General features: G+C 50.9%; 17 protein-coding genes and 1 tRNA gene. 3 read left to right on the forward strand and 15 right to left on the reverse strand.

All coding sequences use genetic code 11. From position 1 onward, the window contains the following. Positions 1–13: 13 nt before the first annotated feature. Positions 14–1039: a ribonuclease Z gene (locus AC56LY_RS16165; protein ID WP_499581157.1), complete on the forward strand. Its 1026-nt coding sequence runs from the start codon at positions 14–16 to the stop codon at positions 1037–1039. Between the two features lie 12 nt (positions 1040–1051). Here AC56LY_RS16165 and AC56LY_RS16170 read toward each other — a convergent pair whose 3' ends face one another. Then, entirely contained in the window at positions 1052–1654 is a 603-nt protein-coding gene (locus AC56LY_RS16170; RefSeq protein WP_499581159.1) for a hypothetical protein, read from the reverse strand. Positions 1655–1904: 250 nt separating this feature from the next. Between AC56LY_RS16170 and AC56LY_RS16175 the strand changes: the two genes are divergently transcribed. Further along, positions 1905–3068, forward strand: a complete 1164-nt coding sequence (locus tag AC56LY_RS16175; RefSeq protein WP_499581161.1) for a sensor histidine kinase — start codon at positions 1905–1907, stop codon at positions 3066–3068. Here AC56LY_RS16175 and AC56LY_RS16180 read toward each other — a convergent pair. Next, entirely contained in the window at positions 3004–3633 is a 630-nt protein-coding gene (locus AC56LY_RS16180; RefSeq protein ID WP_499581163.1) for a hypothetical protein, read from the reverse strand. The genes AC56LY_RS16175 and AC56LY_RS16180 overlap by 65 nt on opposite strands. Before the next feature lie 5 nt (positions 3634–3638). Then, entirely contained in the window at positions 3639–4136 is a 498-nt protein-coding gene (locus tag AC56LY_RS16185) for a lysozyme (RefSeq protein WP_499581164.1), read from the reverse strand. 752 nt (positions 4137–4888) lie between these two features. Here AC56LY_RS16185 and AC56LY_RS16190 point away from each other — a divergent pair. Then, positions 4889–6184 (forward strand): tyrosine-type recombinase/integrase, encoded by a 1296-nt coding sequence (locus AC56LY_RS16190; RefSeq protein WP_499581166.1) that lies wholly within the window; start codon positions 4889–4891, stop codon positions 6182–6184. A gap of 164 nt (positions 6185–6348) precedes the next feature. On the opposite strand, the gene AC56LY_RS16195 is transcribed toward AC56LY_RS16190, so the two are convergent. The 12 genes from AC56LY_RS16195 to rpoD all read right to left on the reverse strand — a co-directional run bounded on the left by AC56LY_RS16195 (position 6349) and on the right by rpoD (position 23647). Further along, positions 6349–9633, reverse strand: a complete 3285-nt coding sequence (locus tag AC56LY_RS16195; RefSeq protein ID WP_499581168.1) for a DEAD/DEAH box helicase — start codon at positions 9631–9633, stop codon at positions 6349–6351. Positions 9634–9635: 2 nt separating this feature from the next. Next, positions 9636–10418 (reverse strand): hypothetical protein, encoded by a 783-nt coding sequence (locus tag AC56LY_RS16200; protein ID WP_499581170.1) that lies wholly within the window; start codon positions 10416–10418, stop codon positions 9636–9638. 1158 nt (positions 10419–11576) lie between these two features. Continuing rightward, positions 11577–12914 (reverse strand): anti-phage deoxyguanosine triphosphatase, encoded by a 1338-nt coding sequence (locus AC56LY_RS16205; protein WP_499581172.1) that lies wholly within the window; start codon positions 12912–12914, stop codon positions 11577–11579. Positions 12915–12962: 48 nt separating this feature from the next. Further along, positions 12963–17174, reverse strand: coding sequence for a DEAD/DEAH box helicase (locus AC56LY_RS16210; protein ID WP_499581174.1), 4212 nt, complete (start codon positions 17172–17174; stop codon positions 12963–12965). Between the two features lie 43 nt (positions 17175–17217). After that, positions 17218–18279: a DNA methyltransferase gene (locus AC56LY_RS16215; protein WP_499581176.1), complete on the reverse strand. Its 1062-nt coding sequence runs from the start codon at positions 18277–18279 to the stop codon at positions 17218–17220. A 414-nt stretch (positions 18280–18693) separates the two neighbouring features. After that, a complete protein-coding gene (locus tag AC56LY_RS16220) occupies positions 18694–18966 on the reverse strand; it encodes a hypothetical protein (protein ID WP_499581178.1) in 273 nt (90 codons plus the stop codon). Positions 18967–19456: 490 nt separating this feature from the next. Next, entirely contained in the window at positions 19457–19885 is a 429-nt protein-coding gene (locus AC56LY_RS16225) for a hypothetical protein (protein ID WP_499581180.1), read from the reverse strand. Positions 19886–19902: 17 nt separating this feature from the next. Then, positions 19903–20142 carry a hypothetical protein gene (locus tag AC56LY_RS16230; RefSeq protein WP_499581182.1) on the reverse strand — a complete coding sequence of 80 codons (240 nt, stop codon included), beginning with the start codon at positions 20140–20142 and terminating at the stop codon, positions 19903–19905. 118 nt (positions 20143–20260) lie between these two features. Further along, entirely contained in the window at positions 20261–20539 is a 279-nt protein-coding gene (locus tag AC56LY_RS16235; RefSeq protein ID WP_499581184.1) for a hypothetical protein, read from the reverse strand. Next, the gene (locus AC56LY_RS16240; protein WP_499581186.1) at positions 20532–20765 is read right to left on the reverse strand and encodes a DNA-binding protein; all 234 of its coding nucleotides are present in this window, start codon (positions 20763–20765) and stop codon (positions 20532–20534) included. Before AC56LY_RS16240 ends, AC56LY_RS16235 begins: the two co-directional genes overlap by 8 nt. A 434-nt stretch (positions 20766–21199) precedes the next feature. Continuing rightward, a tRNA-Ile gene (locus AC56LY_RS16245) sits at positions 21200–21278 on the reverse strand. A 113-nt stretch (positions 21279–21391) separates the two neighbouring features. Beyond that, positions 21392–23647, reverse strand: a complete 2256-nt coding sequence (gene rpoD / locus AC56LY_RS16250; protein ID WP_499581188.1) for an RNA polymerase sigma factor RpoD — start codon at positions 23645–23647, stop codon at positions 21392–21394. Positions 23648–23805: the final 158 nt, after the last annotated feature.

A 23805-nucleotide genomic window follows, 5' to 3' on the forward strand; every position in this document is an offset into this window, starting at 1 on the left:
ACGAAAACCGCATATGGAAATCATTGTCCTGGGGACGTCGGCCGGCACGCCGACCCGGCAACGCAATATGTCCGGCCTGGCGCTGCGCCTGCGTGGCGCCAGACAATGGGTGCTGATCGACTGCGCCGAAGGCACGCAGCACCGCATCCTGCGCACGCCCCTGTCCGTCATGAGCCTGCGCGCCGTGTTCATCACCCACCTGCACGGCGACCATTGCTACGGCTTGCCGGGGCTGCTCGCCAGCGCCGCCATGGCGGGCCGCAGCGACGCCTTGACGGTTGTCGGCCCGCCGCCGCTGCGCGGCATGATCGAAGCCATCATGGTGGCGAGCCAGCTGAGTCTGCCCTTCCCGCTCGTCTGGCTGACCCCTGGCGACCTGACGGGCGACCTGCCCGGCGCGCCGCTCATGCCCGAGCTGGCGGTGGATGCAACGGCGTTGTCACACGGCCTTCCGTGCTGGGCCTATGGATTCACGGAGGCGGCAACGGCGCGCCAACTGAACACCGAGAAATTGCGTGCGGATGCCGTGCCCGCGTCGCCGTTGTGGGGCGATCTCCAGAAAGGGCGCGATGTGACGCTGGCCGATGGGCGCGTCATCAAGGCGACCGACTATCTGCTGCCGCCACCCAGGGCGCGACGTATCGTCGTCGCCGGCGACAACGATCGGCCAGAATTGCTGGCCAGCGCAGCGCACGGCGCGGACGTGCTGGTGCACGAGGCCACTTACACCGAAGACGTGCTGCAAAAGATCGGGCCAGGGCCGCAACACACTTCAGCAATGCGGGTGGCGCGCTTTGCCGAAGCGGCCGGCGTGCGCAACCTGGTGCTGACGCATTTCAGTCCACGCTACCAGGACCATGGCGCGCTGCCGATGTCGCTACTCGAGGATGAGGCACGCGCGCAGTACAACGGCAATCTGATCCTGGCGCGCGACCTGGATCATTACGTGCTGGACCGCAGCGGTGCCCTGGTGCGCACGGAGCAAGCGCCCACCGGCGTCAGGGCGGCGCCGTCAACGTCCGACAGACAACCGGGTTGAGCTGACGCCGTATTACGCTGCTTCGCCAAATTCGGTTCTAGCGACCTGCACCCGTTTCATGGCGGTATCCGGATCGATGCCCGCCATGATCAGGTTGACGATTTCCTGCTTGTCCTCCTGCCCTATCCACGCGCATTCCTTGCGGTGCGAGCAGAAATAGGCGTACCACGAAACGTCCGCCGGCCGCTCCTTGCGCGGTTTCAGGCGTGCCGAGATGGCGGCGCGTGCGGTCCTGGCATAGTCGGCAAGCTGCGCGTCGATGGCAGACCAGTCGAACGCAGCGACGGCGTGGCGGTCAGCATCCCAGTCGCCCCCATACTGCGCTGGCGGCCGCATGGTTGTTGGGCCGACGGCAAGGGCCGCGAGGTTGGGCAAGCCATGGGCCGCGCAGAACGCCTCGACGAACCGGAGTTTTGCGCCAATGCCAACCTGCACTGCGCGGTCGAGGATCACGTCCTTGGGATACAGAAGACGGGCCAGCCTGAGCAAGTCCTTGTAGACGATGGGCATGCCCTGGGCAGCGCCTGCGTGGTGCCGCAGAGCGTCGACCAGGCGCACGCCGACGTCGATATCGTTGTGCGTACGCTGTGTATCTGCAGCGGTATGGATGACCATGCGAATCTTGTCAGAGGAATCTGGCCGTGGGCCCAATCCGTCATTATGCATGGCTTTGTACGCCCCATGAATGGCGCTCGACCAGATTCCATGCCCCGCGTCCTGGGCATCGCGGCAAGCGGATACGGCATGTCAATGTTTTGCCGAACGCTGTGCTCCATGATTTCGCCATACAATAGGACGGATAACGTTCTGACAAACAGCACTCATGCGGATGGAGGCTGCAGGCGTCTTGCCTGGGAGGCTCACCATGATGTATGAATTCCTGTCCAACAATGCCGACGATCTGATCCAGCGGTGTATCGACAAGGTGAACAAGCGCCCTCAACGGAACGCATCCAGAGAGCAACTGCGTACTGGTATACCCATGTTTTTGGAGCAGTTGACAAAAACGCTGTACGCAGAAGAGAACATTGACACAGCCGCTGCAATGGCTATCTCCGGCGCCTCCGGGGGCGAGAGAAAGGACGCATCGCAAATGGGTGCGACGGCTGCCGCGCATGGCGCCGCGTTGCTTGCATTGGATTACACGGTGGACCAGGTGGTCCACGATTATGGCGACTTGTGCCAGGCGATCACGGATTTGGCCGTTGAGCGCGATGCACCGTTCCCAGCGGATGAATTCCGTACCCTCAATCGCTGCCTGGACAACGCCATCGCCAGTGCGGTCACTGAATTTTCCTTCCAACGTGACTGCGCCATCTCTGATCGCTACGCCTCCGAAACCAACGAGCGCCTTGGTTTCCTGATGCATGAACTGCGCAATTCGCTGAGCGTGGCCACCATGGCAGTCGCGGCGATGGAAGCGGGGCAATTGTCCATTTCGGGCGCCACCGGTGCCTTGCTCAAGCGTGGGCACGCAGCGATGCAGCGCCTGATCAACCTGTCACTGGAAGATGTGCGAAACGAAGGCGCCGCGGCGGACTCAAAGGGTATTTTCTCACTTGCCGATTTCATCCACGAAGCACACGATTCGGCGCAACTTGAAGCCGACAGGCGTGGTTCGGCACTCGTGGTTGCTGACGTCGACAAGTTGCTGGGCATACAGGGCGATCGGGATCTGTTACTCGCCGCGCTGGCCAATCTGCTCAATAATGCGCTGAAGTTTACCTGCCCGCATACTGCCGTTTCACTGACAGCCTATGCGGAAGGGCAACGTGTTCTGATCGTCGTGCGAGACCACTGTGGTGGCTTGCCAAAGGGGAACGCAGAGAAAATGTTTTCACCGTTCACACAGCGTGGTGACGATCGCTCGGGGCTGGGCCTGGGATTGTCGATTGCGCGCCAGAGTATCTCGCGCAATGGCGGTCAGCTGTCAGTGGAAGATTTTCCGGGCGTGGGGTGTGCTTTTACGATGAGTCTGCCGCGGCATCTGGCGCTGGATGGGATTCCGCCTGCTGAACAGACGCATTGAGTAGCAAAAAAAGGGATAGCTTGTCAGCTAGCCCTTTTTTATTGATAGATCTCTGGCCTGTGCAGGGCTTTGACGCACTTGCATAGGCCACTGATCGTTCATTATTTCTTGACTCGCACAGCGTCAAAAAACCAACCTTGCCAAAAATTACCAAGTGGTTTGGCTTGGTGATGAAGACCGAAGTACAGCTCAGGTCGACGACCATAACTGGCGTGGGCATACCAAGTTCCTTTGAACTGGCATGAAATTCTTTGCGCAAATGAAGCTGCGGCTCGACCTTGTGCGCGTCAAACTCCGTTTTCCCGCAGTCCATTTCTTCAAATTTTACTTGCTCTTTTTTTATTGTAAAAACTTGGCCAAGCAGTTGTTGTGCTTCCTTATCGTCGAGGGAGGCAATCTCCGCACCGTCAAGCGCAGCAGTAAATCGCCATTCACCAGTGACTCTGCGCTCAATCGGGTCCGAGGCGTGAGCGGATGGCGATATGCTCATAGCAATGACTACAATAAGCAATAATATATTGATGCGATTGCTCAAAGCCATATATCCAAGAAAAGACATTTTCATTCTCCTCATTTACTGGCTGCAGTTGACGCATCTTTGACTAGGAACGGCGCGCTTTCGTCAGCACGCCGTTTTATGAGGCCGGGTGCAATAACATACTTTTTCTTACCTTTCTCAACCACTTGTACTTTGATCATCAATCCCATATTTGCGGCAGCCCCAGCAAAGTCGCCTTTATTCACAAGGTTAAAAGTGGTGAAGGAGCCCTTTGCCCCGGCATTGTAGGACAAGCTGCATAGTGCATCGAACTGGGCTTGATTAAGTGGAACATGAATATTTCGACGAACGATCCCCTCCGCCTCGAAAATCTTTTTCTCGAATTCTCGGTCAACCATTTCGACCGATACTTTCTTCCCCATCTGCTCTTTTGTACAAACACCTTTGTGAGCCAGAATCCCTACTCCCCAGGTGCAGTGCCCTTTATCTTTGCCCATATCATTGTAATATCGATAAACTGCTTGTTCCGTTGCTCGCAAGCGCACTCTTCCATGAAGCGACATTTTCATTGTGGCATTGGGAGTCGTGGACTTGGGATTATAGTTGGTCGTGTCTCACTCCATGGTTGAGAAAATTTAATTTATCAACACGGGGGACAGAATCATTGAAATTTCGCAAAGGAACTCAGCTTTAGCGAAATGCTGACTGATTCCGCTACTGCAGTTTCAGCCGTTGCTCTGAGCTGATACAACAGGAGTATGTTCCCCGCTGGGAGGTAGTACGTCGCCAATCTAACATGAAATGAACGGTTTCTTACGTAGATATAACCTGACGATGCCCCAAGAAATGGGCAGCAAGTCCGATAAATTTCGGAGTGTTCAGTAAGATGGTTTGCGATGGACGCACTGGCAGATTTACCGTTTGGATCCATACGGAGATCCATTGGCAAAAAATTGCGAAAACCAGAGATGACAAGATAAGGCAGGCAGAACTGAGATGCGTTGCGAAGCATAAACGCCACGAAAGCTGGTGCACACGCTTGCTGCACTTTAGCTTTCAGCACAGGTTGCACATCACGCTTTGTGACGCATATATTGGTAGGCCTCCCGTGAATCGAACACGGCACCAACGGATTATGAGTCCGAATAAATGCGTGTTGATCAATATTTCTTAGAATTCCACCGATCCTGTATAATCCATATATATCAATAGCTTACATCAAAAAGTACCTTACTTTGTGTTGATGGAAGTTGATCCAAATGGAATAAATCGTCTTACATCCGCCCTTACATCCTTGGCGGATGTAAGGTTCAGGAGACGCATGGCAAAAGTTAACTTCACCGCTGGTCGGATCGCCGCCTTCAAGTGTCCGCCAGAGAAGACGCAGGCTTTTCTCTGGGATTCGGCGGCCCCTGGGCTTGGCCTCCGCGCTACGCCATCTGGCAAACCCGCCTATATCTTCCAAAGCGAGTATCAAGGCCGCAGCCTTCGTATGACGATTGGCGGTGCAGATGCTCGAAGCATCGCGGACGCCCGTATCAAGGCACGAGAACTTCAAACCCTGATCGATGACGGTAGAGACACCCGCGAAGTAAAAGATGAATTAACGGCTGCGGACATCGCCAAGCGCCAGCAGGCTCGCAGCGAGGGCACCACGGTTGGCGAGGCTTGGGAGCATTACATCGAAGAGCGCCGCAATAAATGGGGCGAGCGTCATTACAACGATCACGTTGCCAAGGCAAAAGGCGGAGGCCTGCCATCGACTCGCGGCACCCGTGGCCGTGGCATCACGATTGCTGGCCCGCTCCACCCATTGATGCACCTAAAATTGTCTGAGTTGGACGCTCCAACTATCGAAGCCTGGGCTGCTACCGAAGCCAACTCGCGGCCAACAGCTTCCCGCCTTGCTTGGCGGCTGCTGAAAGTGTTCTTGGGCTGGTGCGCGGAGCAGCAACAATACGCACCGATTCTGTCTTCGGCTAACCCTTCAAAAACGAAGAAGAGCCGCGAGGCATTCGGCAAGGCGCAGACCAAAAGTGATGTCCTGCAACGCGAGCAGTTATCCGCATGGTTCGACGCAGTACGGCGCATCAGCAATCCTGCAATTTCAGCTTGCTTGCAGATGATTCTGCTCACAGGCGCACGTCCGGGCGAAGTGCTGGCGCTGCGTTGGGATGACTTAAACATTAAATGGCGAGGCCTGACCATTCGAGACAAGGTGGAGGGCAACCGAGAGATCCCCCTCACGCCGTACATGGCATCGGTGTTGGCCGCCCTGCCTCGCCGCTCTCCATGGGTCTTCGCTGGAACTAAAGGGGAGCCTATATCTAGCCCGAATCATGCCCTTTCTAGTGCCAGTGCAGTCGCTGGCATCAGCGGCCTCACGTTGCACGGCTTGCGTCGTTCATTTAAGTCTTTGACTGAGTGGCTGGACATCCCGGCTGGTGTCGTGGCACAAATCATGGGGCACAAGCCAAGCGCTACCGCAGAAAAACACTATACGGTTCGACCACTCGACCTGTTGCGCCTGCACCATGAAAAAATAGAAGTATGGATTCTCGACCAAGCGAAAGTGTGCGCCTCAGCGAACCAGCCCAGCTTAAGAATAGTTGCATAGAAGAATAATCTTACCAATCTTCACTGTACCAGCGTAATTAAGGCAACAGATGAATAGTGACACCCCAGACTTTTTTTTATATAGCGCAAGCCGCTATTGCGGCAGGCTCCATGTAAATTTCGACCAGTTTTTCCAAAATTTTCGACATTTTCCATGGATCCATATTAAAGGTCATCAGCACGTTCGCTACTTAAGGCTCCGCGCACACGTGACAGCGTTTCCCCCCAAGTATTATCCATAGCGAATAAATCTAAGTAAGGTTCCAATAACGCAAATCTTTGGTGCAATTGCCTCCGAGAAAGCCTAGCCGTATATAGGAGTTGACCCAGTGCTGCTTGTTCATAGTTCTTTAAGCCATCACGAACGCAACGACTAAACTTAGCCAGCGCTGGGGGGAGTTCGGTCTCTACGTCATTACTCAGGTTACGTCGCTGTTGTAAAAGTGCAGGGATTCCAAAAAAATACGAAAGTTCAGGGATAACGCGCAGTACAAACTTCCTCGCTCCAGTGCAAGTTTTCAAATTCGCCTGAGTAGTACCCAGGGCCAGCTCCAGCTTTGAAAGAGGGCGACCCATCATCCAAAGATAAGTCAATTTGCGAAGCTTAGGTATTGCGAATTCAGATCGATCCTCTGGCTCAATAAGTTTCGCAAAGGATGTTCCAAACAATTCATTAAGCGAATCGATACGCAGTATAGAGTCAAGTAGCGAAGCATCTGATTCCAACCAATCAAACATCCACTCACTCCAACTCTCAATCGAAGTATTTTCTGCGATCACAACGTCGGTTAGATCCTTTGATAAGGCGACGACTACAGGTAGCGAGATGCCTAATGTCGATGATATCTGAGCTTCGTCAGTTGACAGATCGGACTCTGAACTCTGCTTCTTCTGAAATGCTATCGCCGATTGAACACGACTTTGCACCCATTTTAGATCCCCTCGCTTCGAGGCCCGGTACCCGGAAAACGTCCTCATAAGCGCTTTCCCCATACGTTCCTTGGGGTCAGCCTCAGTGTTTGTCATAGCGAGACGAGCTATAGCATAACGCTCGACTTCGCCTAAATCTTCGAGATTTGCATGTACTTTATCAAGTACAGCGGTGAGTGGGTCATCTATCTCAAGACATTGATCTGATTGCCCAAATACCTTCTGAAGATTACTCCAATGCTGCCCAATCGAAGCATCGTCAAAATCAATATCAATGACTTTCCCGGGAATTACCAAAACAACTCCATTTGCATTCAAACCAGCTCGTCCGGCTCTCCCTGCAGCATTCAGAAGTTCTTGAGCTTCCAATACCTCACGTTTGTCTTTTGCAGCATCAAACCGACTATCTTCCGCAATTATCACTAGCTCACTAGGAAAATTCATGCCCTGTGCGACAGTTGAAGTTGCAGCCATTACCGATGCACCATTGGGTCGCTGATAAAGTGATTCGCATAAGTGCCGCTCTTCGGGCAACAAAAGTCCGTGATGAACCACGCAGGGAGAGACTAATTTTTTTTCTGACACATCGATATAAAGATGTTTTTCTCCACCAAGCTCTAAAACGGCAATTTCAAGCAAAGCGAGTTCACCGTCTAATAGAGGTATGTCGCATCTACCGATATTCCTCTGAACCTTATCCGCTGCACTTGCGGCATTTTTAATGGTTTGAAAAAAAACCAAGGTCTTCAAACCTGCTTGTGCCGCCCCTGCCGCTATCTGCGAGGAAACAGAACCAGAATTTGGCGTCAATTTCCAATAACTGTTTGCGCCTAGCTGCACCTCTTCATCCAACAATTTTAGCAGTGAATAATCTTCAGTTTGAGAAGATGCCCATGTTTGCTGCAAACCGAATAACCCTAATGGTTGAGCTTTTAAAGCTTCCTTGTTTTTGGTCGATGGGTTATTTGTTTTATTTGCTTTTTTTGCAATATTCAACCCCGCACTCAGTTCCGTTATTTGTTCCTGTGGATAAACAACACTCCCTCTCAATTGACGGGTAGGCTTCCAAGGCAGCGCAAGAGACAAGCACTTGCGATTTGTTAGCTGGGAGAGCCAATCGGCAATTTCCTGCGTGTTCTTCATCATAGCCGATAGCAAGAGAAAGTCTGATTCCGGAACAATTGCTGAGAAACTTAGCAAGCAAAGCATCGCATCTAGCGCTCGCCGCCCCCTAGTCTCGTCTGTAGCATGAAGCAAATGGCATTCATCAAAAACTAATAACCCTACCCCATTGAAAGCGTCGCGGTTAATACTCATCTGCGCCAAACAGGCTTCAGGTGTCATAACAAAAATTTCAGGTAATTTAGTCTCTTCGGCGAGTTGAACTAGCTCAGTTACCTGCTCCTGCATTACGCTCTGATTTGGGAATGTGCGTTTGAGCGCCGCAGTCGTCTGCCCCACTAGAGCATTTGTGGGAGCCAGAAATATTACTTTTTTATTAATTAATAGCGTAGCATTAATTTTTAGCTCTGCTAACGTAGATTTTCCTGCACCGGTAGGGAATCCAACGGCTGATGAGGTGCCTGGCTCGAGATAACCCGCCAGGATGGCTTCACGGTGATTACGCCATAAGTATGGACGAGAGGTGGCAATGCGGCGCAAGGACGAAATCCATCGCTCAGGATCGACCCCTGGTGGTGGGTCAATACTAGTCACAGCACTTCCCACAAGATCCCCAGCTACACCTATTAATAGTGAAGCTAAATGGTGAGGTCCAGCAAAAGCGCCGATTTCTTCCAAGAACGCGGCATCGGAATAAGATTTCTTTGAGGTCGATAGTTTTTGAATGTGCACGAATTTATCGAATGCAGCTCCCGTAACGGAATCTGGTTCGCGCAACAGCTCAGCCGCTAACAAACGAACTCCAATTAATATTTCATAGTACAAGGCCCATACCGCCGCTTTAGCCATCGGGCCATCAGTCATTAAATCCCCATTTGGTAGTTCACTTTTCCCTATCTTATTAATATTACCGGAGGCAAGTGCTTTCAGAGCCTCCGTTAGGCTATGGCCTAGGGCATTTTTTTTATCTACATTAATTCTCTGAGCAATTTCAGAAGCATCTGCGGTGGCCTCTGCCACTAGAAACAGTAACATTGCTGAAATATCAGGCGAAATACTCTGCGCACGAATATACGACAAGCTATCAATTTCACCCGCTAGATGCTTTGCATTAAATGCGAGTTGGTGTGCAGAGCCCGCAACAAATGCAGCAGCAGCCCTATCGGCACGATGAGGGGAAATCGCCACCATTGCTTCATTTGTGAAAGCGAGTCGCTGCATTCTATCAATAAGTACGCTCAACTCGTTTCGTATTGCGGCACCATTTTCACGCAGCCGGAGTCGAGCAGCAGAAATCTCAGCGAAAGCTTGGGAGAGCTCTTCTGGCAATCTAGTCCGATCCAAGCCCTCTAACTCAGGAGTAGTTTGTATCAATAGAGATGTTTGAGGATCGTACATTATTATTTATCCATCTGTTTAACGTGTTGAACGGCCAGCGAAGCAAGGGTGGCCATCCACGGTCGCAATTGCTTCAAGTACAATATTTCGCTCCGCCGTTTTTCCACTCCACCAGTTACTGTCGTGATATATCCCTCAAACAGTTTTTCATGGCCTGCTGAGCTGTTGTGTTCATCGTTAATGGTTACTGCAATTCGGTAGCCTCTCGAATTTTTCCAAATAATTTTCTCTAATGCATCATCAACGTCAATATCTGAGCGCGATTCAAGCATTTGTGTTATTTGTGCAACTAACTCGTTATCTCGCTCCCCTGCCTGCATAGTTTTGAATTCTTTCAAAACATTAACACTTACCATTTGCTTCGGATTCTTTGTTGCTTTCTCTTCGCAAATTACCACCAATGAAACAAGTTTAGTAGATGCATCGATCTTCACGTGAATACCATCAAACCCTTTGTGAGCATGAATCATATGCGGCGGCGCTATTATGTCTCCAAGATTCTGCATGTTAGCCGCAATCCATGATATCACTTGAAACATCCAACCATCCCTATGCCATGGTTTTGCTGGATCACTCGCAGTAAGCAGCTTAACAGCCCCATCGATTACCGTATCTTTAGCCTTTCTGGCCGGTACTGATGTCTCAGTTAAAACCCGATGAACGTATCGACTTTGTCCGACAGCGACACGGGCAATCAACTCAGAAAGTTTGTCATCATCCACAACTTCCCATTTACTTCCCGACCAGTCCGTTTTACTTTTTATAGGAAGAAATTTTAATGGCATATATATTCCAATTGGAGCGAGAAACTTCGGTGAATCTAATAGCGCGTTTAGCAGCTGTGCATTTCCACACAGCATAACATCTTATGAGTAGGAAAAATCTAGCCAAGTGTCACGCTCTTCCTTAAGGCATCACGAAAAGCGGCGTGAACCAGCCAATCGAGCGATTTCGCTCGCACGGTAGAAGGCATTGCTGGCCGCACTCTAGGCAACAGCATCACGATAACGTTTTGATTTGCGGTAAAATCTACTCGACTTCGCGGCATAATTTGCAAGCCGATCAGAGCCACGTGTAAGACACAACCTTGCTCGGGGCATCGAGTGGGAAAGTGAGTGATCGCATTGGGCGTTACTAGGAATTATTCGACGCAGGCACATTCGTGGCCAGGTTCCATTGATAGAGATCGTCGGGCGTTTGGATGTCTTCAGAAACCGCTCGCAGTAGATCTGCACTGGCACAAATTGCGGGGGGTCTATATCCAGCCCGACGAGTGTCCTTTCTAATGCCAGTGTAGTTGCTGGAATTAGTGGCGCCACTTTGCTCGGCTTGCGTCGGTCATACAAGTCACTAATCGAGTCGCTGGAAAATCCAACAGTCGCCGGGGGCTCAATTCATGGGACAAAAACCAAGTGCTACCGCAGAAAAGCACTATACAGTTCGCCCCTGGAGATATCACAACTGAAACAAGTTGCGTAAAATCTCTCCCGGTTTTTCCGAAACCATTTTTGGGTGTAGTTTTTTCACAAAAACTACACCAAGTGTAGGCCGATATATCTAGAAGTAGCGATTTGGTGCTGTTACCTCGATGTTTTACTGCGACAGATGGTGGCATGATGCATCAATAGCGAACACTGAACTGGCTAATCGATGGGGATGAGAGTGGCAATGTCAAACGAGCAATCTAAAAATCAGCAGTTGATGTTAATTCAAGCCCAGGTGTTAGAGCTACGACAAGAATTGGCCGAGTTTCGCCAAGAAAATAAAGCAGATAATACTGAAATTTTCAGAACATGCAAACGCATCGAAAGCCATCCTATCGACATATCCTATATTTTAAGACATACCAATCGACCTGTAAGCTAACTCCTATTTTCCATGCAACAACCAAAATATAGGTCACATTGATGAATATTGACCTTAAATGAGGCGTTTAGTAGATCTCATATTCTGTCATAGATCGATCCGATATCAGGGCTAAAAAGTCTGTGGAAAAGCTTGGTTGCATATGGGTCTGTCATGCCGGAAATAAAATCAGAAATCGATCGCATTTTTTCCTGCTCCCCATTTGCCTTGTCATATGCTTCAAAGGTGTTTTTCGGCAATAACCGCTTAGGGTTCTCATAAAGCACCTCGAACAACTTCAAAACAATCTGTTGCCCTTTATACTCAAGTGTCTGAACCTGCGGTCTCATAATTACCTGTTCCCGAACAAATTTCTTTAGTATTTTCAGTACCTGAGTCTGTTCTTCTGGGAAAGTAGCATTATAGCGAAGCAACGGATCTAAAAATTCTGAGCTCTCAACAACAATTGTGCTGGTCACAAAATAACCAACCAATTTACTGATTGCATGCTTGCGATCTTTTCCAGACTCTGAAAAAAGCTTAGCATTATAGAAATCTGGTCCCTGCCCTAAAATTCCACTTTGAGCGATTGAAAATATTTTCGGAGAAATTTCGTTCATCCATTTTTTCTCGTCTATCAACTGAAGAGCAATAGCGTCTTCAAAATCGTGTACGCCATATGCAGTATCGTCAGCAAGCTCCAGAATGGATGTATCAAATGACTTATATAACGGAGAGCGGTGTTTGATCTTATCATTCTCAATCACTTCAACTGACTGAATAAACTTAGCTTGCTCCTCTTTTGCGAATGGTGACAAAATCCAATCACGAATTAGCGACTCATCATCAAATATACATTTCGGAGGCTTAGAATTGGACGGTAACGCATTTTCATCATAGGGAACTGCAACTTCAGAGTATAAACACGGATATTTAAGTGCACCCAACATGGAGCGGCGTGTCAAATCAAGCCCATGATTTGGAGAGTACTCTCCAAGCTTTGCCATTATTCGAAGTGTTTGACCATTTCCTTCAAATCCTCCTTGGTCCTTCATTACAAAATTTAACGCGGTTTCGCCTCCATGGCCAAAAGGAGGATGACCTAAATCGTGTAAAAGACCAATGGTTTCAATCAACGACTCGCACGGGAGAGCTGCCTTCCAACCAACATCAGCAGGTGCTCGTCCATAAAGCGTATGGCGGATACTTGTTCCAATTTGCGCAACTTCTAACGAATGGGTTAACCTGGTTCTATAAAAATCACTTTCCCCAATACCTAAAACTTGAGTCTTTGACTGTAGCCGGCGAAATGCCGCAGAATGGATAACACGCGCCCGATCCCTTTGAAATTCGCTATCCATCCCCACGACATTGAAGGGCTTGGATATGTACGTTGGGTCATCACTATTTCGTTTTCGTTGAATCCAAGTTTCCATAGTCCGCCCTATAAATTTTAAACAATAAACATCGATAATGATTACAATTTATCGATTCCGCATTTGCCCGCTTCTAGAAGTACCTGCAAGAGAAAAAATAATGTCTTTCCTTACGCCACAGAACTCTTCGATGTAGTCTTTAAGCGCAAAAGCTGTTGCTAACGCACGTTTATCCTCAGGAATATAAGCGGCTAAAGTGTCGGGCATGACCACGACACACTTCGCCATTGCGCGGGAAATTGCGACATTAACACGCTCCAATTGCATAATAAATGCTTCCTCACCGCCAATAATATCCATGTCTGCGACAGCGAAAGAGACAATAATGGTATGCCTTTCGCCCCCCTGAAAACGCTCAACGGTGTCTACAGCTTCATCAATTAAGTTTTTCTCGGTTGGGAATAGCTGTTCCAGTTCACGAACTACAAGCGCACGTTGTGCTCTATGAGGAGTTACCGCACCGACACATTTCTCCCAGAACCGCTGTGGCGTCGGACGACTATGTACAACAGCTCCGCGTCCCTCGAGCTCCGCGCTGACCGAATGCCGAAGCATCCACACCATCGCGGCTACGATTTTGGCCTCGAACAAATTCCCTTGGGATGAGACCTCATCGTTGTGCAAAAGAGCGGCTGTCTTATTTTTTACATGAAGAAGATCAGCGTAAGCTGTCGACCAAGGTAAATGAGAAGGGAAGGTCGGTATTGGGTCAACAAAATACCATACGGATGTGTCCGGAAATGCCGCAGAAAGGGTCGGCGGGTACCCAATTGTTCGTGCGAACGCAACAATGTCCTCGGCAGATCGGTAATTTGTTTCTAAAATACATTGAGCTGTACTAGGAGCAAATCGCTCAACTAAATATGTCTGAATGCTGCCGACTAGATAAGCCGCATCGGTCGGAGCATCCAAGGAAGTAATCGGAGGCATTTGGAGGCGGTCTCCGGCTACAACCAAACGTCCATCAGCCTTTAGTCCACACATCGCAGAAAGCGCGTGCGAGACCGGCACTTGCGAGCTTTCATCAATTACAACTATGTCAAAAACTGGTTGGACTGTACTGGAATGCAGCCACTCAGGAAATCTCCTCGCCTGTCTAATTTGAGTACCGACGATGATCACTCCAGAGGAGTTTTTTATTTCATGTAAACATCCCTGGCACTCTGGGTCGTGAAGATCCAGACCTATGTGTTTATAGGAAATATGAGGAGGCAATCCTTGGGGTGGCGCCACTTGCACTCGCTGGGCTGAGTACGCCATGAACATCTGGCAAGAGCTACTCACGTCGGCCGTTATGAACGACATGGCGCGGTGCATTATTTCCTCGACAGCCTTATAAGTCGGCCCCGTAACCAAGACTTTTAGTGGACGCCCACGTGTGTTTGCATCGTGCGTCACTGCATGCAAGAACGCCGCCAATGTATTCGTCTTGCCGGTGCCAGGCGGCCCCCAAATGATCGTTAAGGCACGTTCGGCAGCGTGCTCCACTGCCGCCGTTTGCGATGCATTTAAGCCGTTGAAAAGTTGAGCAAATGCCGCAATCGAACGAGCATCCGGGGTAGAAATACGGGAGGTAGCCTCCAGTGCAGGTGCTTCCCACAGCAGTCTTGCGACAGGGGTAATTGGGCTAGTGCCACCTTTTCTTGCATTCGGCTTGATACCCATCGCATTGGCTGCATTAATATCCGCAACGGCGATTGAAGGATTACCTATTTCCTTTAATATTTTGCTACTTGTTCGAGTCCAATCAAAGCCACTAGGCCTCTTATTTTCCATTAGGAAAACATCGTTCAATAAACCGATAGCAGAATTCCCAAACAGGTAAGAGATAAGCGTAGGGTCCTGATAGCAACTAAATTCGACTATCGCCTTTGCAGTGACGCGGTCAAATTGAATTAATTTAGTACCTAATACGCTCCATAAAGGCATTCCGAGCAGGCCTTGGTCTCCCTGAAAATATGGAGCACTTGGACTCAGCAAATCCCTAGCATGTTCCAAGGGCATTCCTGGACGTCCAATCTTACCCAAAGTAAGCATGCTATCGACTTTAAATTTTGCTTCAGTTGATGATGAAGCCACATCAAATTCATATTTTTGAGGGGAAATGGCGCGCCCATTCGTCATAACTATGGCTTCATATGATGCTTCAAGACGTTCCCCCTCCATCGACAACTTTATGTGCGATTCAAGTTGAGCCGTATTGAATTCTAAGCTATCCCACCAAATCCATAATTTCGCATCAAAAGCGACACTCCTAGCCCCTTGAGGTATCGAGGTAGGTATATGCGTAGCCTTAGCCTTAAATTTCCCACGATAGTCTTTTCTCAATCGTTCACAGATGGACTCAAGCGCTTTAGACTGTTTAGAGAGGGCATCTGCATATTCGGCGATAGCGCTATTGCGAGGCAATAAAGTGGTACCGCGTTTTATCTGAGCGGCGTGTGACCACAGTTCATAAATACGTTCACGCGGAATACCATTACTTAAGTATTCTCGGTAATATGAGTCACGAACTGTCTGTATCGGTCCCGCTGAGTAGACCTCAGCGGTATCAAACAACGTGATAACGTGAGGCGTTGGAGTGAAGACCATGCGACGAATTATGTCATCAACGGTAACTACCGTAGAGGCCTCGAGTGACTCAGGTGTTGCGATAAAGTCGTCTGGGGGAAATACCCAAGCAAGAGCCTTTGCTTTTCTATCGCTTAGTGCAAGTACTTGAGGTAAATGCCTCCCTAGTGCGTTGCAAAGCTCTTTAAACTGTCGCTCTTCCCAGAAATGAATTTGCCCTTTTAGTGTCTTGGGCGCGACGACTGTCTCCGCACGTTGGATGCAATCTGCGATGTGGCTTAAAAACCCCTCAAGTGCAATCCACTCGTCAACCAAAGTCTTTTGGTCAACTATAAAGGGGATAGTTTGGAAGCGTGTCGGTGCTTGTCCTGCCTTATAAGCAGTGGCAAAACCTGATAGCGCCAAGCCGGTCAAAAGTCCAGCGCTGGAGTCGAAATTTATACTTGCGAAAATCTGAAGATTTGCAAAGCCAGCGAGTGATGCTATTACCGAGTCTGCGTCGTTGGAAACGGTCGAAGTCAGTACAGCTGTAGTTCGCATCGGCCACGTCCGTGCCTCCCGTTTCAGAACAGTATGCTCTTGCAAGGCAGGATGACCGGCGGCCATAGAAAAGGCCGTTGCGTCAGTAAGTGAATGGCTTTGTAGTATTTTTTTTGCCCCCCGAGTAATGCCAGGTATCAGACTAAGATGTCCCGTCATACGGGCACAAGGAATGCAATAATTAGACGGGTTAGAATCGATGTGTATATGGGCGCTGCGGCTCAGATGCCGCTTGTCGCCAAGCCAGTCGCAGCTTCCACAAGTTCCGCTAACATGCCATTCAAGCTTTTCCCATCCTTTAGGGGCTGCGTCACCAACCTTAACTACACGCACTACGTCATCAAAGAATCGTCGCACTGCCGCAAGATAAAAACGTAAGTTTGCATCTTCCGAATCGCTAAGTAGTGCATCAAATATTTGAGCGGGAGCGGCCTTAATAGCTAACGCTTCAAGCCGTTCAAGCTCACTATCTCCTTGTTTGAATCGTGTCCACAGATACGCGCTTAGGGTTACGTAAAATCTACTTTTAAATTCGGGGCGCTCATCTATCCAATTTGCCAGCATTAAAGCATATAAGGCTATCTCAGCACAGTAGCTCGGATTCGCTTCGCTAGTATGTTTAATGTCGAAAATTTCGATGCCTTTTCTGGCATCAACCAACTCAGAAATTATTCGCCTACTACCATCAGGAAGAATTTCTATATCAGCAGATTTTGCGTCACGCACAATTAAAACATCAGGAATAAAATCAGCGATGTCCGGAACAATCGCAATGTCGGCTGGCAAAAGTCCAATATTTGTTAATGTTTTAGTTTTGTGTCGAGCAATTGAAAATTTTGCTTGTAGCAATACAGATATAGGGTCAGTGCATTTTGCCAATGCGGTCGCAAGGTCAATATCGTTATAACTATTTCCAGATTTATTGAAAATAATCGATTTTCCAAAAAGACGAACTAACTGATCATTACGCTCTAGCTCGAACTCTTTGCCTTGTACCGACAATAAACCGATACCAGGTCGTTTTACTGGCTCGGGCAACCCGAGCCTTCCCATCGTCTTCTTATCGTGAAGGGATAAATATAATTCTTTATCGCACCTCGTTCTCAAAAACATTGAAAGTGTAGTCTTAGATACTTTCTTTGCTGCCATGCTTATTGACGGAGGTGTCGTTGTCATTGGCTAGGGTCTTTATTCAGATACGGCTAATGTGAAAATCATACTCAACAGCGGCAGTCGAATCGGCAGTCATATGATTGGCTTGCCGTTTTCCTGCTGCGGCAGTTGCGGCAGCTCTAGTCGAAATTAATCGCCATTGCACACCAGAAGACTCTAGCGATGCTTTCATTAAAGCCTTGGGGTCGGCCTTCGACGACGGAATGATTCCGAATCGAACGTACATATGTAGGTCTTCCGCCCTAGTACGCGCCATATTCTTCCAAACTGCACCAAGAGATTCGCAAAATGCGTCTTTACCAGCGTGGTTTAGCTGGTCTGGATTTGAGTATTCAACGTGCGCGGTGCCACCTAAAAACCAATTCCTCAGCCATTGGTCCTGAACATATGTGCTCATGCCATAGTAAGGAGGTGATGTGACTACGAGAGAAAAATCTCGACTTCGTTGCGGTAAACTTTTTGCAAATCGAGAATCTCCGAGAATAGCGTTGGCAAAAGTAACTCCGTCTGGAGGCGCTGACACGTCAAGCCGTTCCAATTTTCTTCTTAAGACACGAAGCACGTCTGCTGCAGGCGCTATTAGCCCTCGCTCACTCCAATACCGGACAGAATAATCTGGCTTGGATGCGAAAGTTCTCGGCATTTGGTTGGAAAAATATGACTGAGTGTCCTGTTTTTTACTCACAGGGCCGTGCATGCAACCCAACATCGCCGCTCTAAGTAAAACAACAGCATCAGTTTCCACTTCAGCGGTTAGCAGCCCTTGGCGAATCGCGCAAATGTTTCGCAGGACCTGAGGATGAAACGCGCTCCGAAAAAACAGCGTATCAGGAACGTCTGCTACGAGACCATCATCGATATACGACTGTGCCAATTCCAGCACAGCTTCACATGAAACAATAGATAACTTTGCCTGCGCAATTGCGACTGCAACAGGTGAACTATCGATTCCGCGAGCGGCAAGGCCCAATGATCGAGCGGCGAATAAGGTAGTTCCCCGGCCACAAAACGGGTCCATCACAACCGGGCGCTCACGTCGATGCTTTGCAAGCACCCGCAATGGGTATTCCAGCGGAAACATCGTGAAATACGGACAAATGGCATTTAACGCATGGCGCGGTTCGTAAGCAAGAGATCGAGGCATTTAATGAGAGTAACCTTGCTATTTTTTTGCGAGGATATTGTTGTTAGTAATTTTGAAGTTCTGTGGCGACACAACTTTAACATAGGAATATCCGACAGCTAAAAAAAATACTTCTACTATTGGTCTATTGCCAAGCTGTAAAGCGAGGCCAAGCCAAAAAGGTAGTCGTTTGCTGTCGGGATTGCCCTCTCTAAGCCCTCGCGAACGCTGTGAACTTACATCGCCTGTCCCAATTCCTCGCTCAGTTTGACGAGCGGAATCATGTCTGAAATCTGGTCAGTTTCGTGCACAAATTATACGGTGAAGTGGATCAGATCCGCCGCAAATCAACGCCGGCATAAAAACGAGTGGCTACAGGCGTCGGGAATCTCTCAAAAACAAGGCCGGAATTTGACGCAACAGTGTGTCAGGAAGGGTCTGGTCGATCTGATCTGCCTTGTCAGCGACGACAGTGGCCTCGAAAATTGACAGCGCCATGTTATTGCGGTCCTCACTCCAGGCAACTTGATCGTTAACGATATAGGCCGATGAAGTCCCCGCACCGTTCAATTGCACCACCGTGACCCAGCGATCTTCCACGAGAGTGGCGATCGCCCGCTGAACCAGTATCGGTGGCTTACGCATCTACACCTCGCAGTTGCCAGCGTCGTCAACAGTGCACGCTGGGCGCTCATCGCTGCCTTGAGTGCCATGGTCGTAAGCTCCGGCTTTTTCACTTCTGAGGCGTTGCGCAGCAAGTGGTAGAGCAACGCCTCCAAGACCACAGCTTGGCGACCGAGGGCGTCGGCGATTGCGGCGTCGCCGCCTTCCATTCAGAGCCTTGTTGCGACGGGTCAGTTCTTCCAGGGCTTGCTGTGCATCTTTCAGACCGTGGCATTCAATCGCAGTCAGTGCCGAGGCCGCAGCATCCTCAATGCTGTACTTCATCTGCTCAATATTTGATTTGCCCATTAATTTACTTTGTATGTTTCGTTGAACCCACCCCGTCTCCCCCTCCCCCGCCACCAAACATCTGTCAATATAAGGACTAGTTTGCGGGGGATGCGGGGGATAGCAGGGATGTTTTCTAACGGAATGGATTTTTTGTATATATGTATTGCTGGAAGTGTGTCGATTAGTCCCTACGATCCCCCGCAACACCCGCAGTCTCGACACACCACAGTGCAACGTCGTTACGGTCCTTGCCAACTTGGCGCAGAATCAGGGAGCCAACCCAGCGGTCGCGGCGGTTACGCAGTACCCTGCCGACGCTTACCGAGTTAGGCAAAGCATGGCGACCCAGCATTGCGCTAAGGGATTCGCGAATCATGCCGGTCAGGTCGTCACTGCTACGGCGCTCGCCCAACTCCCACAATTGCAGGACATCCTTTGCCTGGAACGAGAGGCCTTTGTACGTTTCATTCAAGCCGACCATCAACATGCGATGTGCTGCAACGTCAGGATCATCAGCGCCCGCATCTTCCATGATGGACTGCGCAGGGTCGCCAACGCTACCGATGCCTGCGGCCTCGCAGAAGCCAGTCGAGCCAACCACATCACGCACTGGCGCACCAGCTTGTTCTACTCGCTGAAGCCTGCATCGCCATTGCCTTGCTGGCTAGGCTTGGCCTGCCAGCAAGCGCGGATGACAACCAGGACGGCTTGCGCGATTTCCTGGCGCGTAGACAGTGCGAGATCGATTGGGTCGAAGGAGAAGTTGCGCGACTGAGGGGTCTCGACACCGGGATCGATGCGTACACGGATCATGCGGCGTCCCAGATCACGGTCGAGCGCTGCGTTGTTGCCAGTGGCGCAGACCATCAGGCGAGCCTCACCGCGACACCACGAATTGCCACCCAGGATGCGCTCATTGAGGTTGCCATCGGTAATCAGACCAGAGTAAGCAGGGGCAGTCGCAGTCAGGATTACAACTTTACCCTTACTCACCTTTCACCCCCAAAGTGGTTTTGTACAAGCAGTTACGGCAAGTACGCTGGATGCCCAGGAAGCTGTCTAGACGGCGCGACTCGATGTAGAGACTTTCAGCCTCGTTAACGAGCTGCTGTCGGACGCTGCTGTTGTGCGGCAGCTTCGCCAGTTCAGCATTGCTATTACTGGCCTCCTCTACCTGAGTCATAACGGCGGTGAAGTGTTCTATGCGTGCCCAGTCCTGGATGGAGTCAGGATAGAACAGTGTCTGCTGGAAGCCCTTATTCATTTGGCGTCTCCAGCAGTTTCTTCAGTTCAGTGACCGGCCAGGCCAAGCGGCCATTAATGCGAATGGGGCGGATCGGGCCCGACTGACGCGAAGCCCAGACGCGTAATGTCTGAGGGCGGCGCCCCAAGTGAAAGGCAGCCGTAGCGGTATCGACAGCGATACGGTTTTCCAACGGCAATGCAATGAAGCGAGGCCCGTCAAACGACGGCGAGTTTTCGGAGATCATGGATAGTATGAATCTTTAAGTAGATGGAAAACCTCGCGCTTGCGTAAGCAAAAGCACAAGGAAGAAAATCTCTACAAAGATTCCGCGCAAGTACTGCGCAGCACTCTGGCATAACAAGCCAGAGATGCTTTTAGGAAGTCTCAAAAGTTGCTGCTACCGGTCCTTACCAGCCCCGCTCAACGCGAGGAACACAGACAACATCTTGAGAGAAAAGAAGGGGTTTAAAAAAAGTGAGCGCATCTGAACTCACGATTGGCGGAGTATAGATATTACTCAACAGAAATGCAACCCGAAAGATACGAATGACAACCGCTTGCGTTTAGGAAGCCGAGAGGCCGAAGACCATGTTCAAAATCGTCTTACATCCGCCCTTACATAGGACGCAAAAACAACAAAGCCCGGTTCACTGAACCGGGCTAAGTCGTTGATTTTATTGGTAGGCCTCCCGTGAGTCGAACACGGCACCAACGGATTATGAGTCCGCTGCTCTAACCAAGCATGAGCTAGAGGCCCAGAAACTGGGATGGTGGCAAGCAAACGCCACCTGCGCATCAACACGAACGTGATGAGCGAAGTGGCGAGAGCATATTGCCTTTAGTACAGGGCCGTCAAGCCCGCATCAACAATCAGCTGTTGTTCTCGAGGAAGCTCTTGAGCTTGTCCGAGCGCGACGGGTGACGCAGTTTGCGCAGCGCCTTCGCCTCGATCTGGCGAATCCGCTCGCGGGTGACGTCGAACTGCTTGCCGACCTCTTCCAGCGTATGGTCGGTCGACATCTCGATGCCAAAGCGCATGCGCAGCACCTTGGCTTCGCGTGGCGTCAGTGAGTCGAGCACATCCTTGACCACGCCACGCATCGAAGCATGCAGCGCGGCGTCCGATGGCGCCAGCGTGTTGTTGTCTTCGATAAAATCGCCCAGATGCGAATCGTCGTCGTCACCGATCGGCGTTTCCATGGAAATCGGCTCTTTCGCGATTTTCATGATCTTGCGGATTTTATCTTCCGGCATTTCCATCTTGATCGCGAGCGTGGCCGGATCGGGCTCAGCGCCGGTCTCTTGCAGGATCTGGCGCGAGATCCGGTTCATCTTGTTGATCGTTTCGATCATGTGCACCGGAATACGGATCGTGCGCGCCTGGTCGGCGATCGAACGGGTGATCGCCTGGCGGATCCACCAGGTTGCGTACGTCGAGAACTTGTAGCCGCGACGGTACTCGAACTTGTCCACGGCCTTCATCAGGCCGATATTGCCTTCCTGGATCAGGTCGAGGAATTGCAGGCCGCGGTTCGTGTACTTCTTGGCGATCGAAATCACCAGGCGCAGGTTGGCCTCGGTCATTTCGCGCTTGGCCTTGCGCGCCTTCATTTCACCGGCCGCCATCTGGCGGTTGATGTTGCGCAGGTCAGGCAGCGGCAGCACGACGCGCGCTTGCAGGTCGATCAGGCGTTGCTGCAGTTCCTTGATCGTCGGGATATTGCGGCCCAGGATCGCGCTGTAGGCATGGCCGGCGTTGACTTCGCCATCCACCCATTCCAGATTGGTTTCGTTGCCCGGGAAGACCTTGATGAAGTGGGCGCGCGGCATGCCGCAGCGGTTCACGGCCACGTCGAGGATTTGCTTCTCGATGTGACGCACTTCGTCGACCTGACCGCGCAGCGTGTCGCACAGCTTTTCCACGACCTTGGCCGTGAAGCGGATACCCAGCAACTCGTTGGAGATCGCGTCCTGCGCCTTGACGTAGGCTTTCGAGTTGTAGCCGTCCTTTTCGAACGCCTTGCGCATCTTGTCGAATTGCTGGGCGATCTCGGCGAACTTGGCCAGGGCCGTGACCTTCAGCGCTTCGAGCTGTTCCGCCGAGTAACCGGCGGCGCCCGAGTTGCTTGGCGCCTCTTCTTCTTCCTCTTCGCCTTCGGCGTCTTCTTCGTCTTCTTCGTCCTCGTCCGACTCGCTGGCGACGGGCGCGGCGACTTGCGGCGTGTTGTCTTCGCCTTCCTGGTCGACCAGGCCGTCGACGATTTCGTCGATCTTGATTTCGTCGCTATCGATCTTGGCGGCGGTGCCGATGATCTCGGCGATCGTGACCGGGCAGGCCGAGATGGCCTGGATCATGTCCTTCAGGCCGTCTTCGATACGCTTGGCGATCTCGATTTCGCCTTCGCGCGTGAGCAGCTCGACCGAGCCCATTTCGCGCATGTACATGCGAACCGGATCGGTGGTGCGGCCGAAATCGGAGTCGACCGTCGACAGCGCAGCTTCGGCAGCCGCTTCGGCTTCATCGTCGCTGGTTGCGTTGGGGACATTGTCGGACAGCAGCAGCGTCTCGGCATCGGGTGCGTGCTCGTAGACCGCGATACCCATGTCGTTGAACGTGCCGATGATGCCTTCGATCGCTTCCGGATCGACGATGTTTTCGGGCAGGTGGTCGTTGATCTCGGCGTACGTGAGGAAGCCGCGCTCTTTGCCCGACTTGATCAGGGCCTTGAGCTTGCTGCGGCGCAGCTCGAGTTCTTCTTCGCTGGCCTCGGTATCGGACGAGAACGCATCCTTGAGCAGCGCCTTCTCTTTGGCCTTGCGGTCCTTGGCCTTGGCCTTGTCCGCAGCCTTGAGCTCGGCACGCTCGACCGCGTTCAGCGCGGCGATCTCGTCGTTTTCAGGGGTGAATTCTTTTGGCTTGCGACCGCGCCGGCCCGGCACTTTGACAGACGGCAAGACATAGCCCGACGTGTCGATGGCGGCAAGCGTGGCCGCATCGGTCGTCTGGTTGACAGGCGCAGAGGTCGCCGTGCGCACCTCAGCCTTGTCTTGCGCGTTGTCGGCCTTGGCGGCAGACGTTCTCGTGGTCGTGGCAGCCACGTTGGTTTCGGGTTTCTTGGTTGGCACAGGCGCTTTCGATGTCACAACGACTAACTTTACGGTGGTTAAGAATAAAGTTTTGTTACCTTCATCATCCTGCAGGCACAAATCCATGCCCCGCTAACTAATACTCCACGCACGCAATTGAACCAAGAAGTGTTTCAACAGTTGCAATAGTTAGCGTT

It is taken from the genome of Telluria sp. ZT3P25, from assembly GCF_059685895.1.

What these genes read in the sequence shown, in the direction of transcription:
- AC56LY_RS16240 (WP_499581186.1), bottom strand. Translation starts at nt 20,765, where the DNA reads ATGATCTCCGAAAACTCGCCGTCGTTTGACGGGCCTCGCTTCATTGCA.
- AC56LY_RS16235 (WP_499581184.1), bottom strand. Translation starts at nt 20,539, where the DNA reads ATGAATAAGGGCTTCCAGCAGACACTGTTCTATCCTGACTCCATCCAG.
- AC56LY_RS16180 (WP_499581163.1), bottom strand. Translation starts at nt 3,633, where the DNA reads ATGAAAATGTCTTTTCTTGGATATATGGCTTTGAGCAATCGCATCAAT.
- AC56LY_RS16200 (WP_499581170.1), bottom strand. Translation starts at nt 10,418, where the DNA reads ATGCCATTAAAATTTCTTCCTATAAAAAGTAAAACGGACTGGTCGGGA.
- AC56LY_RS16215 (WP_499581176.1), bottom strand. Translation starts at nt 18,279, where the DNA reads ATGTTTCCGCTGGAATACCCATTGCGGGTGCTTGCAAAGCATCGACGT.
- AC56LY_RS16195 (WP_499581168.1), bottom strand. Translation starts at nt 9,633, where the DNA reads ATGTACGATCCTCAAACATCTCTATTGATACAAACTACTCCTGAGTTA.
- AC56LY_RS16205 (WP_499581172.1), bottom strand. Translation starts at nt 12,914, where the DNA reads ATGGAAACTTGGATTCAACGAAAACGAAATAGTGATGACCCAACGTAC.
- AC56LY_RS16190 (WP_499581166.1), top strand. Translation starts at nt 4,889, where the DNA reads ATGGCAAAAGTTAACTTCACCGCTGGTCGGATCGCCGCCTTCAAGTGT.
- AC56LY_RS16175 (WP_499581161.1), top strand. Translation starts at nt 1,905, where the DNA reads ATGATGTATGAATTCCTGTCCAACAATGCCGACGATCTGATCCAGCGG.
- AC56LY_RS16220 (WP_499581178.1), bottom strand. Translation starts at nt 18,966, where the DNA reads ATGCGTAAGCCACCGATACTGGTTCAGCGGGCGATCGCCACTCTCGTG.
- AC56LY_RS16230 (WP_499581182.1), bottom strand. Translation starts at nt 20,142, where the DNA reads ATGGTCTGCGCCACTGGCAACAACGCAGCGCTCGACCGTGATCTGGGA.
- AC56LY_RS16165 (WP_499581157.1), top strand. Translation starts at nt 14, where the DNA reads ATGGAAATCATTGTCCTGGGGACGTCGGCCGGCACGCCGACCCGGCAA.
- AC56LY_RS16185 (WP_499581164.1), bottom strand. Translation starts at nt 4,136, where the DNA reads ATGAAAATGTCGCTTCATGGAAGAGTGCGCTTGCGAGCAACGGAACAA.
- AC56LY_RS16170 (WP_499581159.1), bottom strand. Translation starts at nt 1,654, where the DNA reads ATGGTCATCCATACCGCTGCAGATACACAGCGTACGCACAACGATATC.
- AC56LY_RS16210 (WP_499581174.1), bottom strand. Translation starts at nt 17,174, where the DNA reads ATGGCAGCAAAGAAAGTATCTAAGACTACACTTTCAATGTTTTTGAGA.